Below are 13,451 nucleotides of genomic sequence, written 5' to 3' on the forward strand. Positions count from 1 at the left end.
ACCGGCCCGCCCCGCACCACGTCCCTCCCCGACCCCAGAGAGGAGCACCCCGTTGCCGCTGTACGAGTTCCGCTGCCCCGAGTGCGGCCCGTTCGACCTGCACCGTGGGATGCGGGACGCCGCGTCCACGGCGCCATGCCCCGCCTGCGACCGGACGGCGACGCGCCACTACCGCGTGGGGGTCGGGCGCCCTCACGCCGGCGCCCTGCGCGACGCCGGCCGCGCGGACCGCGCGCGCGTCGACCGGGCGCGCAGCGGGGAGCCGGTGATCACCGGCCCGCCCACGGGACGGCGCCTGCGCGGCGGCACGGCCCATCGGCACTGATCCGAGGGCGGGGCCGGCCGCCCCCGGCTACGGTCGGTAGCACCCGAACCGCTACGGACGGAGGGCCATGCCGCTCGTCTCCCGCCTCTCGACCACCCCGGTCAAGGGCACCGCCCTGCACCACCCGGAGACCGTGACGGTCACCGGCAACGGAGTGCCGGAGAACCGGCGCTTCCACCTGGTCGACGCCCGGCGGCGGTTGTTCAACGGCAAGCAGCACGGTCCGCTCGTGCAGCTCACCGCCGAGTTCGACCCCCACGGGGACCACCTCGTCCTGAGGTTCCCCGACCGTCCGCCCGTGGCGGGTCGCACCACCGGGCTCGGCGAGGCCGTGCGCACGGACTTCTACGGGCGCGACGTCGACGGGCACGTCCTCGAGGGGCCGTGGTCGGCCGCGCTCAGCGACTTCGTCGGGCAGGAGGTGCACCTGGTCGCGGTCGACCGGCCCGGTGACGCGGTCGACGTCCACCCGGTCACGCTGATCTCCACCGCGACGCTCGAGCACCTCCGCCGGGTCACCCCGGACGGGGAACGGCTGGACCACCGGCGGTTCCGGATGCTCGTCGAGGTGGCCGGCTGCGACGTGCACGAGGAGGACACCTGGGCCGGCCGACGCGTGCGGATCGGCGCGGTCACCGTCCAGGTGGTCGGACCGGTGCCGCGCTGCGTCGTGACCAACGAGAACCCGGAGAGCGGGAAGGTCGACTTCGGCACCCTGAAGGCCATCGTGAGGTACCGCGGCCAGCTCGCGACCGACCTCAGCACGCCGGTGGCGCACCTGCCGGACAACGGCGCCGCGATCCTCGGCATGTACGCCACCGTGGAGCAGCCCGGCGAGATCGCCCTCGGCGACCCGGTCGAGCTGCTCGACGAGACCGCCGTCCAGGCCGCCCGACCCGCCCGCTGAAGCGAGGAGCCCCGATGCCCCGGCCCACCGACCACGAGCTGTTCGACCTGGGAAACGTCGTCCTGCAGAGCGGCGCGACCCTGCGCGGAGCCCAGCTCGCCTACAAGACGTACGGCACGCTGAACGCCGACCGGTCCAACGTGATCGTCCACCCCACGTGGTACAGCGCCTGGCACGACGCCAACGAGTGGTCGGTCGGGCCGGGCATGGCCTGCGACCCCGAGAAGTACTTCATCGTGATGCCCAACCAGCTCAACAACGGCCTGTCGACGTCGCCGAGCAACACCCCGCCGCCCTACGACGGGCCGAACTTCCCGCCCGTGACGTTCTACGACCAGGTCGAGGTGCAGCACCGGCTGCTCACGGAGAAGTGGGGCATCGAGTCGGTGGAGCTGGTGCTCGGGTCCTCCATGGGCGCCGGCCAGACCTACCAGTGGGCGGTCAGCCACCCGGAGATGGTGAAGCGGGCCGCCCCCATCGTCGGCTCGGCGATCACCAGCGAGCACAACCAGGTCTTCCTGAAGAGCCTGCGTGCTGCGCTCACCCTCGACCCGGCGTTCGCGGGCGGCCGCTACCGGCGGGACGCGCTGCCCACCGCCGGGTTGCGCGCCTTCGCCCGGATCTACGCCGGGTGGGGCCTGTCGCAGGCCTTCTACTGGCAGCGGGAGTACCGCAACCTGGGCTTCTCCTCCCTGGAGGACTTCCTCGTCGGGTTCTGGGAGGGCTTCTGGCTCGACGACCGTGACCCCAACGACCTGCTGGGGATGCTCTGGACCTGGGAGCACGGCGACGTCGGCAAGACCCCGGGCTTCGACGGCGACACCGAGGCCGCGCTGCGCTCGATCCGCTGTCCCCTGGTGGCGATGCCGGCGAAGACGGACCTCTACTTCCCGCCGGAGGACGAGGAGTGGGCATCGCAGTTCATCGAGCACGGTGAGGTCCGGGTCATCCCCACCGTCTACGGGCACTTCGCCGGCCTGGGGCAGAACCCGGCGGACAACGAGTTCATCGACCGGGCGCTCCGGGAGCTGCTGGACCGCCCGGCCTGACCCGCCCCGGCGCGGCGGGCGTGGACCGTGCAGCGCCCCCCACGCTCAGCTGAGCGGGCTGCGCGGGAGCAGTCGGTCGCTGATGATCCGCTTCTGGATCTCGCTGGTGCCCTCGAAGATCGTGGTCAGCCGGGCGTCCCGCCAGTGCCGCTCGACCTGCCGCTCGGTCGTGTAGCCGTTGCCGCCGTGCAGCTGCATGGCCTGGTTGGTCACCCGCACCGACATCTCGGTGGCCTCGAGCTTCACCATCGAGGCCTCCTTGGCCACCGGCAGCCCGAGGTCGAGCAGGTGGGCGACCTGCCGGTAGAAGGCCCGCGACTGCTCGATCTGCGCCGCCATCTCGGCCACGGCGAACCGCAGCGCCTGGAAGTCGCCGATGGGGTGGCCGAACTGCTCCCGCTCCTGCAGGTAGCGGACGGAGTCCTCCAGCGCGGCCCGCGCCAGGCCCACCGCGCGGGCCGCGGTGTGCACCCGGGCCGTGTTGAGGAACTTCTGCGCCTCGGCGAACCCGGCCTGCTTCGCTTCCTCGCCCTCGGCGTCGCTGTCCTCGCGGGCGGCCCTGGCCTGGTCGATGACGTTGTCCTTCGGGATGCGGACGCCGTCGAAGGTGAGGTCCCAGGTGAGGAAGCCGTGGTAGCCGATCTTGTCGATCGGGGAGCCGGTCAGCCCCTCCGGGAACGCGCCGCGCTCCTTCTCGAGCAGCAGGTTGAGCAGGCCGGCCGAGCGGGACTCCCCGGGCTCCGGGTCGCGCTCGCGCACGAGCACCTGGATGAAGTCGGCGGCCTCGGCGTTGCCGCACCACCGCTTGCGGCCGGTGACCACCCACTCGTCGCCGTCGAGGACCGCGCGGGTGGAGACCCCGGCCAGGTCGGAGCCGGCGTCGGGCTCCGACAGCGCGATCGCGCCGATCCACTCGCCGCGGGCGCTGCGGGCCATGAGCTCGTGCCGGCGGCCGGCGTCGGGCACCGCCGTCCCCAGCCCCTGCGAGCGGGCCAGGATGCTGGCCGTCGACATCCAGGCGCGGGCGAGCTCCTCGCTGACCATGCAGTACTCGAAGACGCCGAGCCCCAGCCCGCCCTGGTCCGCGGGCACGGTGATGCCGAACCAGCCCCGCTCGGCCATGCCGGAGAGGAGCGACGCCGGGATGAGGCCCTTCTGCGGGTCGAGCTCGTCCGCGACCGGCAGCACCTCCTCCATGGCGAACCGGCGCGCCTGCTCCTGCAGCGCCTCCCGCTCCGGGGTGTGCCACGGGGGCAGCAGCGCGGGCGGCTGCGGCTCGAGGATCTCGTCGGTGCCGGTCATGCGTCCTCCTCGCTGAGGGCGGTGATCCCCGGCCCGTTCCCCCGGCGGAGCACGATCACCCGCGCTCGTGACCAGCGTCACCGCCGCGCGCCCTCGCGAGCTCGACGTAGTGCTCGACCAGCGAGGCGTCGTCCACGGTGCCGGTGTTGACCGCCTTCGCCGGGTCCACGCCCTGGAACAACCGCTTGAGCGGCACCTCCAGCCGCTTGCCGGTGCGGGTGTGCGGCACCCCCGGGACGGCGATCACCTCGTCGGGCACGTGCCGCGGGCTGGCCTGCTCCCGGATCGCCGCCCGCAGCCGCCCGACCAGGTCCTCGGTCAGCTCGGTCCCGGGCGCGAGCTGCACGAACAGCGGCATCCAGTAGCCGCCCTCGGGCAGCTCCACGCCGAGCACGACGCAGTCCAGCACCTCCGGGAAGGCCTCGACGGCGGCGTAGATGTCGGCCGTGCCCATGCGCACGCCGCCGCGGTTGAGCGTGGAGTCCGACCGGCCGGTGATGACGCAGGTGCCGCGCGCGGTGATCTCCAGCCAGTCGCCGTGCCGCCACACGCCCGGCCACGGTTCGAAGTAGGCGGCGCGGTAGCGGGCGCCGTCCGGGTCGTTCCAGAAGCAGAGGGGCATCGAGGGCATCGGCTCGGTGACCACGAGCTCCCCCAGCTCCCCCACCACGGGCTCGCCCTGCTCGTCCCACGACGCCACCGCGACACCCAGGTTGGGCCGCTGGAGCTCCCCCGCCGTCACCGGCAGCAGCGGGCTGGACCCGATGAAGCCGGTGGCGACGTCGGTGCCGCCGGACGCCGACGTCAGCTGCAGGTCCGCGCCCACGGCGTCGTAGACCCAGTGGTAGGAGGACGCGGGCAGCGGGGACCCGGTGCTGGCCAGCACGCGCAGCGCCGAGAGGTCGTGGTCGTCCCCGGGGCGGGCGCCGGCCTTCTGGCAGGCGGCGAGGTAGCCGGGGCTGGTGCCCAGGACGGTGGTGCCCAGCCGGGCGGCGAGCGCGAACTGGGCGTCGACGGTCGGGTACGCCGGGGCGCCGTCGTGCAGGATCGCCGTCGCCCCCGAGAGCAGGGACGACACCACGACGTTCCACATCATCCAGGCCGTCGAGGTGTACCAGTAGAAGCGGTCGCCGGGGCCGAGGTCCTGGTGCAGCCGGCCGGACTTCAGCTGCTCCAGCACCACCCCGCCGTGCCCGTGCACGATCCCCTTGGGCAGGCCGGTGGTGCCCGACGAGTAGACGATCCACAGCGGGTGGTCGAACGGCGTCGGCTCGAACACCGGGTCCTGCCCGTCCGCGACGGCGTCGGCCCACGCCAGGGCGCCGTCGGGCACCTCGTCGGGGAAGAGCCGCGGGACGGCGATCGTCGTCCGCACCGTGGGCAGCGCCTCCCGCAGCTGCGCGACGACCTCGCGCCGGTCGTGCGCCCGCCCGTTGAACCGGTACCCGTCGACGGCGACCAGCACGGTGGGCTCGATCTGCGCGAACCGGTCGAGGACGGCGCGGGTGCCGAAGTCCGGCGCGCAGGAGGACCACACCGCCCCGACCGCGGCCGCGCCGAGGAAGGCGACGACGGTCTCGGGCACGTTGGGCAGGTAGCCGGCCACCCGGTCGCCGGGGCGCACGCCGAGCCGGCGCAGGGTCGCGGCGAACGCGCCCACCCGGGCCCGGAGCTCCGCCCACGGGATCTCGACGGGCTCGGTGTCCTCCGCGACGGCGACCAGCGCGGGCCGGTCGTCGGCGGCCTGGCGGAACACCTGCTCGGCGTAGTTCACCGTCGTGCCGGGGAACCAGACGGCGCCGGGCATCTCGCGGGAGGGGAGCACCCGGTCGTCGGGGACGTCGAGGACACCGGTCCAGCGCGCGAGGTCGCCCCAGAACTGGTCGAGGTGCTCCACCGACCAGCGCCACAGGGCGTCGTAGTCGACGGGGTCGCCGAAGGACACGCCCCGGCGCGCGGCCACGTCGGCGGCGAAGGCGGCCATCCGGGTGCCGGCGATCGACGCGGCCGACGGCCGCCAGAGGATCTCGGTGGTCTCGGTCACGCCCGCACCATGCCATCCTGGGCGCCCGCCGACCACGCCCCCTCGAGGAGTGCCCGTGCAGCCCGACCCCGCCGACGAGCGGAACGTGCTCGGTGGACCGCTCGAACCGTGCTCGACCGACCCGCTGACCGGCTTCTACCGCGACGGGCACTGCACCTCCGGGCCGGAGGACCTCGGGTCGCACACGGTCTGCGCCGTCGTCTCCACCGAGTTCCTGGCGCTGCAGCGGGAGCTCGGCAACGACCTCTCCACCCCGCGCCCGGAGTACGGCTTCCCGGGGCTGCGGCCGGGCGACCGCTGGTGCGTCGTCGCCTCCCGCTGGCTGCAGGCCTACCAGGCCGGGGCGGCCGCGGGCGTCGTGCTGGCCGCCACGAACGCCCGGGCCCTGGAGGTGGTGCCCCTCGAGGCGCTGCGCCGGTACGCCGTGGACGTGCCCGACGACGTCAGCGGGCTGGAGTGAGCGCCGCGCCGCCGGAATGAACGCCCGGCCGGTGGCGCTGCGGGGCGGCATGGACGACCTCCTCGACACGCCCTTGACCACGCTGCACGGCAGCGCCACCACGCTGCGGGAGCTCACCGGCGGGTCGCCGGCCCTGGTGGTGAACGTGGCCAGCCGGTGCGGGCTCACCCCGCAGTACACCGCGCTGGAGGCGTTGCACGAGGAGTACGGCCCCCGCGGTTTCACCGTCGTCGGGGTGCCCTGCAACCAGTTCATGGGCCAGGAGCCCGGCACCGCCGAGGAGATCGAGCAGTTCTGCTCGGCCACCTACGGCGTCACCTTCCCGCTGACCGAGAAGACCGAGGTCAACGGCCCGGGCGCGCACCCCCTCTTCCAGCGGCTGGCCGCGGTGCCCGACCTCGACGGGGCTGCGGGCGACGTGCAGTGGAACTTCGAGAAGTGGGTGGTCGACGGCACCGGCCGGGTCGTCGCCCGGTTCCGCCCGCGCACCGAGCCCGACGCCCCCGAGGTGCGCGCGGCGATCGAGTCCGTCCTCCCGGCCTGACGCCGACCGGCGCAGGTGGGCGGGAGCGCCTAGGTTCGCCTCCATGGCCGATCTGCGCTTCTGGTTCGACCCGGTCTGCCCCTTCGCCTGGATGACCAGCACGTGGGTCCGGCAGGTGAGCGCGCAGCGGGAGTACGACGTGGAGTGGCGGTTCATCTCGCTGCGGCTGCTCAACGCGCACGTCGACTACGAGACCCACTTCCCGCCCGAGTACGAGGCCGGGCACACCGCCGGGCTGCGGCTGCTGCGCGTGGCCGCCCACGTGCGCGACCGGCACGGCAACGAGGGCGTCGCCCGGTTCTACGAGGCGTGCGGGCAGCACGTCTTCGAGCGCGGCCCCGAGGGCGACCGGGCGGTGCGCGGGACGGCGGGGTTCGTGGCCCCCGTGCTCGCCGACGCCGGCCTGCCCGCCGACCTCGCCGACGCGCTGGACGACGACGGGCGCGACGCGCAGATCCAGGCCGAGACCGACGAGGCCCTCGGCCTGGCCGGCAAGGACGTCGGGACGCCGATCCTGCACTTCCGGCCGCCGGAGGGCGTTGCCTTCTTCGGGCCGGTCATCAGCCGGCGGCCCGCCGACGACGAGGCCGTCGCGCTGTGGGACCACGTCGTCGGGCTGGCGTCGTTCCCGGGCTTCGCCGAGTTGAAGCGCAGCCTGCGCGAGCGCCCGCAGCTCCCCGCGTTCGGCGTGCAGCCGGGCGAGGTCGGCGAGCAGGAGGACTGGCACGGGGGCAGCCGTCGGCAGAAGCGCTGAACGCCGCGGCGGGGCGGTCGAGCCCCGCCGCCCCTGACGGGACCGGCGCCGCGAGGCTAAGGTAAGCCTTATCTGACCAAGCCGTCCGTCCCGGGAGCTGCTCGTGGCCACCACGGTCGACGTCCCGGCGCGGGGCTCGGCACGACCTCCGGCGACGGCGCTGCGTGCCCGGCGGCTCGGCACGCTGGTGCTGCTCCTGGTGCTCGTCGCCGCCGCGGCGCTGGCCAGCATCGCGATCGGCACGCGGTCGATCGGCCTCCCCGAGGTCTGGCGCTCGCTGCTGGACCCCTCCCTGTCCGGGGAGGAGGCGGTGATCGTCCGCCAGCTGCGCGTCCCGCGCACGGTGCTCGGCCTCATGGTCGGTGCGGCGCTCGGGGTGGCCGGGGCGCTGATGCAGGGCCACACCCGCAACCCGCTGGGCGACCCCGGGCTCCTCGGCGTGACCGCGGGCGCGAGCCTCGCCGTCGTCCTGGCGATCACGCTGCTGGGCGTCGGCACCCCCGCGGGCTACGTCTGGTTCGCCTTCGCCGGGGCACTGCTCGGCACGGTGCTGGTGTACGCGATCGGCTCCGCCGGGCGGGGCGGGGCGACGCCGGTGACCCTCGCGCTCGCGGGTGCGGCGCTGTCCGCGCTGATGTACGCCCTGGTCCGGGCCGTCCTGGTCAGCGACCAGCAGACGCTGGACAGCTTCCGGTTCTGGGTGGTCGGCTCGCTGGCCGGGCGGGACGCCACCGTGGCCGCCCAGGTCGCCCCCTTCCTCGCCGTCGGCCTGGTGCTGGCCCTGGTCAACGCGCCCGCGCTGAACCTGCTCGGCCTCGGCGAGGACGTCGCCCGCGGGCTGGGCCAGCGCATCTGGCTGGCCCGCTCCGTCGGGCTGGCCGCGATCACGCTGCTCTGCGGCGCCGCCACCGCCGCCTGCGGGCCGATCGCCTTCGTCGGGCTCGTCGTGCCGCACGCCGTCCGGGCGCTCACCGGCCCCGACCACCGGTGGCTGCTGCCCTGCTCGGCGCTGGCCGGCGCCGCGCTGCTGCTGGTCGCCGACGTGCTCGGCCGCGTGCTGGCCCGCCCCGGTGAGCTCCAGGTGGGCATCGTGCTCGCCCTCGTCGGCGCCCCGTTCTTCATCGCGCTGGTGCGCCGCAGCCGGACGGTGCGGCTGTGAGCGTCGAGGCCCCGGCCCCCCCGCAGCCCCGGCTGCGGCCCGGGCGCGTGCTGCGCGCGGGCCCGGTGTCCGGCCTGCTGCACTGGCGGCAGGTCGTCGTGCCGGTGGCCGGGTTCGCCGTGCTGGTGCTGGCCGCGGCGCTGAGCATGGGGCGCGGCGACTTCCCGATCGGCGTCGGCGACGTCCTGCGCACCCTGGTGGGCCTCGGCGAGGGGCCGCAGCCGTTCATCATCCTGGAGCTGCGGGCCCCGCGGGTGGTGGTCGGCGCGCTCGTCGGGCTGGCCCTCGGCGTCGCGGGCGCGCTGTTCCAGACCTTCGCCCGCAACCCGCTCGCCTCCCCCGACACCCTCGGCATCACGATGGGCGCCTCCGTGGGTGCCGTGGCTGCGATCGTGCTCAGCGGCGGCTCCTCGACCGGCGCGATCCTGGGCGGGCTGGGCGTGCCGCTGGCCGCCCTGCTGGGTGCGCTGGTCACCGGCGTGCTGCTCTTCGCCCTCACCTGGCGGGCGGGGGTCGACGGCTACCGGCTGGTCCTCATCGGCATCGCCCTGTGGTCGGCGGGCACCGCGCTCACCGACTGGCTGCTCACCAACGCCGAGATCTACGACGCCGCGTCGGCCTACGTGTGGATCACCGGCTCGCTCAACGCCCGCACCTGGGACGACGCCCTCCCGCTGGGGACCGCGGTCGCGGTGCTGCTGCCGCTCGCGCTGGCGGCCGGGCGCGTGCTCGGCGTCCTCCAGTTCGGCGACGACACCGCCCGGGGGCTGGGCGTGCGGGTGGCCGGGGCGCAGGCCGCCGTCGTGCTGCTGGCCGTCTTCCTCGTGGCGTTCGCCGTCTCGGCCGCCGGGCCGATCACCTTCGTCGCCCTCGTGGTGCCGCAGATCGCCGTCCGGCTCACCGGCGGCTCGCGGCCGCCGCTGCTGGCGTCGGGCGTCCTCGGCGCCCTGCTCGTGGTCGCCGCCGACCTGGTCACCCGCACCGTGCTGCCCCAGGCGCTGCCCGTGGGCATCCTGACCGCCGTCATCGGCGCCCCCTACCTGCTCTGGCTCCTGGTCCGTGGAAGGCGGCGAGCGACGCTGTGACCCTCGACATCGGCACCGAACTGCTGCACCGCACCACCCGTCCCGCCGACCCGCCCCGGGTGCGGCTGGCCGCGGAGCACGTCCGGCTGGCCTACGACGAGCAGGTCGTCGTCGACGACCTCGACCTCGAGCTGACCGAGGGCTCGTTCACCGCGATCGTCGGCCCGAACGGCTGCGGGAAGTCCACGCTGCTGCGGGCGCTGGGCCGGCTGCTGCGGCCGACGAGCGGGCAGGTGCTGCTGGACGGGCGGGCCATCGCGCGCACGCCCACCCGCGAGGTCGCCAAGGTGCTGGGCCTGCTGCCGCAGACGCCGGTCGCACCCGAGGGGCTCACCGTCGGCGACCTCGTCGCCCGCGGCCGGCACCCGCACCAGAGCTGGCTGCGGCAGTGGTCCCGCGACGACGAGGCCGTGGTCGCCGAGGCGCTGGCCTGGACGGACATGTCCGACCTCGCGGGCCGGCCGGTCGACGCCCTCTCCGGCGGCCAGCGGCAGCGGGCCTGGATCTCGATGGCCCTGGCCCAGGGCACCGACCTGCTGCTGCTCGACGAGCCGACGACCTACCTGGACCTCTCGCACCAGATCGACGTGCTGGACCTGGTGGCCCGGCTGCACGCCGAGCGCGGCCGGACCGTGGTGGTGGTGCTGCACGACCTGAACCTGGCCGCGCGGTACGCCCAGCGGCTGGTGGCGATGAAGGACGGCGCGCTGGTGGCCTCCGGCCCGCCCGCGGAGGTGCTGACGGCGGAGCTGCTCGCCGGCGTCTTCGACCTCGAGGCCCGGGTGATGGCCGACCCGGTGACCGGGACGCCGATGGTCGTCCCGGTGCGCCGGCTGCGCTGAGGCCCCGGCCCCCGTCAGGTCGACAGCGGCGCCGGGGTCTCCGGCACCGGGGGCGCCGACGGGGTCCGGCCGGTGCGCGCGGTCTGGGCCAGCGCGATCCCGGTGAGGACGACGAGGCCCCCCGCGACCTGCCAGCCGGTGAGCACCTGCTCCACCCACAGCCAGGCGACGACGGAGGCGAACACCGGCTCCACCGTCGCCACCAGCCCGGCGGTGGTCGGGGCCAGGTGCGGCAGCGCCGCGACCGACAGCCAGAACGGCACCGCGGCGCCCAGCACCACGATCCAGCCGACCAGCAGCCACAGCGGCAGCCGCAGGCCGCCCAGCGAGACCGGCACCGGTTCCGTCAGCACCCCGGCGTCGAACGCCCACCACGGCGCGGCCACCGCCCAGAACAGCGCCGCCGCCACGAAGCTCCAGCAGGTCAGCGTGACCGGGTCGCGGCTCACCGTGCCCCGCTCGCCCACCAGGTAGTACGTGGCCAGGCACAGCGCCGCGGCCAGCGCCGCCGCCACGCCGAGCGGGTCCAGCGAGCCGCCGCCCTCCCACACCTGCGCGACGAGGACCAGCCCGGACAGCGACAGCAGCAGCGCCGCCCACAGCCGGCTGCGCACCCGCTCGCGGCGCACCAGCCAGACGTAGAGCGCGATGAACACCGGCGCGGTCATCTCGAACACCAGCGCGATGCCCACCGGCAGCCGCCCGATGGCGACGTAGTACAGGAACTGCGTCAGCGCGACCCCGACGACGCCGAAGACGGCCAGCAGCGGCAGCTCCCGGGGCCGCACCCGCAGCCGGCCGGGCGCGGCCAGCGCGAGCACCGCGAGCAGCACCAGCGCGGCGCCGGTGCAGCGCAGCGCGGTCAGCCGGGTCGGCGGGATCCCGGCCTGGAGGGCGAGCGTGGAGACCGTGCCGTTGACGGCGAAGAGAGCCGCCGCGCCCAGCGTGAAGGCATATCCGAGGCCGGGGCGGACGGTGCGGGGCACGCGCGCACGGTAGCGGGCATGAGCCGTCGAGACACCTACCGCCCCACCCCGCCCCGCCGCGCGACCCGGGCGGCAGACTCCTCCCGTGGACGTTCCCGAGGCCCTCTACCTGCCCGACGGCGACGGCTTCACCGCCACCGCCCTGACCATCGGCCCGTGGGACAACGGGTACCAGCACGCCGGGCCACCGGCCGCGCTGCTGCTGCGGGCCGTCGAGCGGGCCGGCGCGATCCAGGGCGGGCAGACCGTCCGGATGGCCTACGACATCCTCGCGCCGGTGCCGGTCGGCCCGGTGCGGGTGCGCACCTCGGTCGTCCGCCCCGGCCGGCGGATCGTGCTGGTCGAGGCGGTCCTGGACGCCGGTGGCCCGCCGCTGATGCGCCTGCAGGCGTGGCGGATGCGCACCCGCGACGACGCCCCGCCCGCCACCGCCCTGCCGCACCCGGAACCGGCCGGCCCGGAGGCGAGCCGCCCCGAGCGCGCGGCGTTCTTCACCAGCGAGGTGGCCTACCACCGGGCGCTGGACTGGCGGTTCGCCGCGGGGACCTTCAACGGGCCGGGCCCGGCGACGGCGTGGACCCGGCCGGAGTGCGCCCTCGTGGCCGGGGAGCGCATGACGCCGCTGGAGCACCTGCTGGTCATGACCGACGCCGCCAGCGGCATCTCGGCCACCCTGGACTGGCGGACGGCGACCTTCGCCAACGTCGACCTCACCGTCGCCCTGCAGCGACCGCCGCGGGGCGAGTGGCTGGGGATGGACGCCACCACCGTGCACGGTGGTGCAGGGGCCGCGCAGTGCTTCGCCGTCCTCTTCGACGCCGACGGGCCGATCGGCCGGTCCAGCCAGTCGCTGTTCGTCGAGCCGCGGTGAGCGCGGCGTGAGTTCGCTCTCCTCGACGGCTCCGCCGCAGGTCAGAAGCGCGATCACCCGGTCCGGAAGCGGGACCCGGCGGGTCAGGTTGGCAACGCCGCCCCGCGGTGCGCAAGGTGGGAGGGTCGCTTTCCCCGACGATCGGAGTGCTGAGCCGTGGACGCGCTGAGAGACGTGCTGGACTGGCTGTCCGGGCGGGGTCTCGAGGTCGTGCTCATCATCCTGGGCTCGGTCCTGCTCGCCCGGTTCGTGGGCTGGGTCGGCGACAAGATCACCACCCGCATCGACGAGAACTCCACCGGCGGCGACGCGCTGGTCCGGTCGGAGGCGGCCAAGCACCGCCACTCGCTGACCCAGGTGCTCACCTGGTCCCTGGTGGTGCTCATCTACTCGATCTCGGTCTTCTTCATCCTCGACCGCCTCGGCATCCCGGTGACCGGCCTCGTCGCGCCGGCGACGGTGCTCGGCGTGGGCCTGGGCTTCGGCGCCCAGCGCATCGTCGGTGACGTGCTGGCCGGCTTCTTCATCATCACCGAGCGCCAGTACGGGTTCGGCGACGTCGTCTCGATCCAGGTCGTCGGCGGCGGTGACCCCGCGAACGGCACGGTCGAGGACGTCACGCTGCGCGTCACCCGGGTGCGTTCGCCCGACGGCGAGGTCGTGACCGTGCCCAACGGGCAGATCGTCAAGGTCGTCAACCTCTCCCGCGACTGGGCGCGCGCCGTCGTCGACGTCCCCGTGCCGACCAGCGTGGACGTGACCCGCGCCAACGAGATCCTGCGCGCGGTCGGCCGGGAGGCGTTCCGCGACCCGGCCATGCGGCCGCTGCTGCTCGACCCGCCCACGGTGATGGGCGTCGAGACCCTCGGCCTGGACGAGGTGAACGTCCGGGTGGTCGCCCGGACGCTGCCCGGCAAGCAGTTCGAGGTGGGCCGCGACCTGCGCGCCCGCATCGTCCAGGCGTTCCGCAGCCAGGGCATGCAGGTGCCCGCGCCGACGACCGCGATCGAGGTGCAGGACGGCGCGACCGCCGTCCAGGAGGGGGTCCGGTGACCACGCCCGACGACCGCTCCGACGCCACCACCCGCCCCGACGCCACCACCCGCGCCTCGCAGGAGCCCAC

General features: G+C 74.9%; 14 protein-coding genes. 11 read left to right on the plus strand and 3 right to left on the minus strand.

What is annotated here, in order from left to right; all coding sequences use genetic code 11:
- Positions 1-52: 52 nt before the first annotated feature.
- The 3 genes from E9549_RS24490 to E9549_RS13575 all read left to right on the plus strand — a co-directional run bounded on the left by E9549_RS24490 (position 53) and on the right by E9549_RS13575 (position 2,281).
- On the plus strand, positions 53-325 hold the full coding sequence (locus E9549_RS24490; RefSeq protein ID WP_236835155.1) for a zinc ribbon domain-containing protein: 273 nt from the start codon (positions 53-55) through the stop codon (positions 323-325).
- Between the two features lie 67 nt (positions 326-392).
- Positions 393-1,232, plus strand: coding sequence for an MOSC domain-containing protein (locus E9549_RS13570; protein WP_236827073.1), 840 nt, complete (start codon positions 393-395; stop codon positions 1,230-1,232).
- Positions 1,233-1,246: 14 nt separating this feature from the next.
- A complete protein-coding gene (locus E9549_RS13575) occupies positions 1,247-2,281 on the plus strand; it encodes an alpha/beta fold hydrolase (RefSeq protein ID WP_236827074.1) in 1,035 nt (344 codons plus the stop codon).
- A gap of 45 nt (positions 2,282-2,326) precedes the next feature.
- Here E9549_RS13575 and E9549_RS13580 read toward each other — a convergent pair whose 3' ends face one another.
- Both E9549_RS13580 and E9549_RS13585 read right to left on the minus strand, forming a co-directional pair.
- Positions 2,327-3,583 (minus strand): acyl-CoA dehydrogenase family protein, encoded by a 1,257-nt coding sequence (locus tag E9549_RS13580; protein ID WP_236827075.1) that lies wholly within the window; start codon positions 3,581-3,583, stop codon positions 2,327-2,329.
- Positions 3,584-3,638: 55 nt separating this feature from the next.
- Positions 3,639-5,627 (minus strand): acetoacetate--CoA ligase, encoded by a 1,989-nt coding sequence (locus E9549_RS13585; RefSeq protein ID WP_236827076.1) that lies wholly within the window; start codon positions 5,625-5,627, stop codon positions 3,639-3,641.
- Between the two features lie 55 nt (positions 5,628-5,682).
- On the opposite strand from E9549_RS13585, the gene E9549_RS13590 reads away from it, so the two are divergent.
- The 6 genes from E9549_RS13590 (at position 5,683) to E9549_RS13615 (ending at position 10,471) form a co-directional block, all read left to right on the plus strand.
- Complete coding sequence (locus tag E9549_RS13590) at positions 5,683-6,087, plus strand: DUF2237 family protein (RefSeq protein WP_236827077.1); 405 nt, start codon at positions 5,683-5,685, stop codon at positions 6,085-6,087.
- A gap of 16 nt (positions 6,088-6,103) precedes the next feature.
- Positions 6,104-6,631 carry a glutathione peroxidase gene (locus E9549_RS13595; RefSeq protein ID WP_236827078.1) on the plus strand — a complete coding sequence of 176 codons (528 nt, stop codon included), beginning with the start codon at positions 6,104-6,106 and terminating at the stop codon, positions 6,629-6,631.
- A gap of 43 nt (positions 6,632-6,674) precedes the next feature.
- Positions 6,675-7,385: a hypothetical protein gene (locus tag E9549_RS13600; protein WP_236827079.1), complete on the plus strand. Its 711-nt coding sequence runs from the start codon at positions 6,675-6,677 to the stop codon at positions 7,383-7,385.
- 103 nt (positions 7,386-7,488) lie between these two features.
- Complete coding sequence (locus E9549_RS13605) at positions 7,489-8,544, plus strand: iron ABC transporter permease (protein ID WP_236827080.1); 1,056 nt, start codon at positions 7,489-7,491, stop codon at positions 8,542-8,544.
- Positions 8,541-9,629, plus strand: coding sequence for an iron chelate uptake ABC transporter family permease subunit (locus E9549_RS13610; RefSeq protein WP_236827081.1), 1,089 nt, complete (start codon positions 8,541-8,543; stop codon positions 9,627-9,629). The genes E9549_RS13605 and E9549_RS13610 overlap by 4 nt, the downstream gene beginning before the upstream one ends.
- Positions 9,626-10,471, plus strand: a complete 846-nt coding sequence (locus E9549_RS13615) for an ABC transporter ATP-binding protein (RefSeq protein WP_308113132.1) — start codon at positions 9,626-9,628, stop codon at positions 10,469-10,471. Before E9549_RS13610 ends, E9549_RS13615 begins: the two co-directional genes overlap by 4 nt.
- Before the next feature lie 14 nt (positions 10,472-10,485).
- Here E9549_RS13615 and E9549_RS24200 read toward each other — a convergent pair whose 3' ends face one another.
- Positions 10,486-11,457 (minus strand): DMT family transporter, encoded by a 972-nt coding sequence (locus E9549_RS24200; RefSeq protein WP_236827082.1) that lies wholly within the window; start codon positions 11,455-11,457, stop codon positions 10,486-10,488.
- A gap of 85 nt (positions 11,458-11,542) precedes the next feature.
- On the opposite strand from E9549_RS24200, the gene E9549_RS13625 reads away from it, so the two are divergent.
- A complete protein-coding gene (locus E9549_RS13625; RefSeq protein ID WP_236827083.1) occupies positions 11,543-12,328 on the plus strand; it encodes a thioesterase family protein in 786 nt (261 codons plus the stop codon).
- Positions 12,329-12,484: 156 nt separating this feature from the next.
- Entirely contained in the window at positions 12,485-13,381 is an 897-nt protein-coding gene (locus tag E9549_RS13630; RefSeq protein ID WP_236827084.1) for a mechanosensitive ion channel family protein, read from the plus strand.
- Positions 13,382-13,451: the final 70 nt, after the last annotated feature.

This window comes from Blastococcus sp. MG754426 (genome assembly GCF_021699055.1).
Classification (GTDB): domain Bacteria; phylum Actinomycetota; class Actinomycetes; order Mycobacteriales; family Geodermatophilaceae; genus Blastococcus.

Excerpts from the sequence above, each read along its gene's own strand:
- E9549_RS13580 (WP_236827075.1), bottom strand. The coding sequence starts at position 3,583 with ATGACCGGCACCGACGAGATCCTCGAGCCGCAGCCGCCCGCGCTGCTG.
- E9549_RS13595 (WP_236827078.1), top strand. The coding sequence starts at position 6,104 with ATGAACGCCCGGCCGGTGGCGCTGCGGGGCGGCATGGACGACCTCCTC.
- E9549_RS13570 (WP_236827073.1), top strand. The coding sequence starts at position 393 with ATGCCGCTCGTCTCCCGCCTCTCGACCACCCCGGTCAAGGGCACCGCC.
- E9549_RS13575 (WP_236827074.1), top strand. The coding sequence starts at position 1,247 with ATGCCCCGGCCCACCGACCACGAGCTGTTCGACCTGGGAAACGTCGTC.
- E9549_RS13600 (WP_236827079.1), top strand. The coding sequence starts at position 6,675 with ATGGCCGATCTGCGCTTCTGGTTCGACCCGGTCTGCCCCTTCGCCTGG.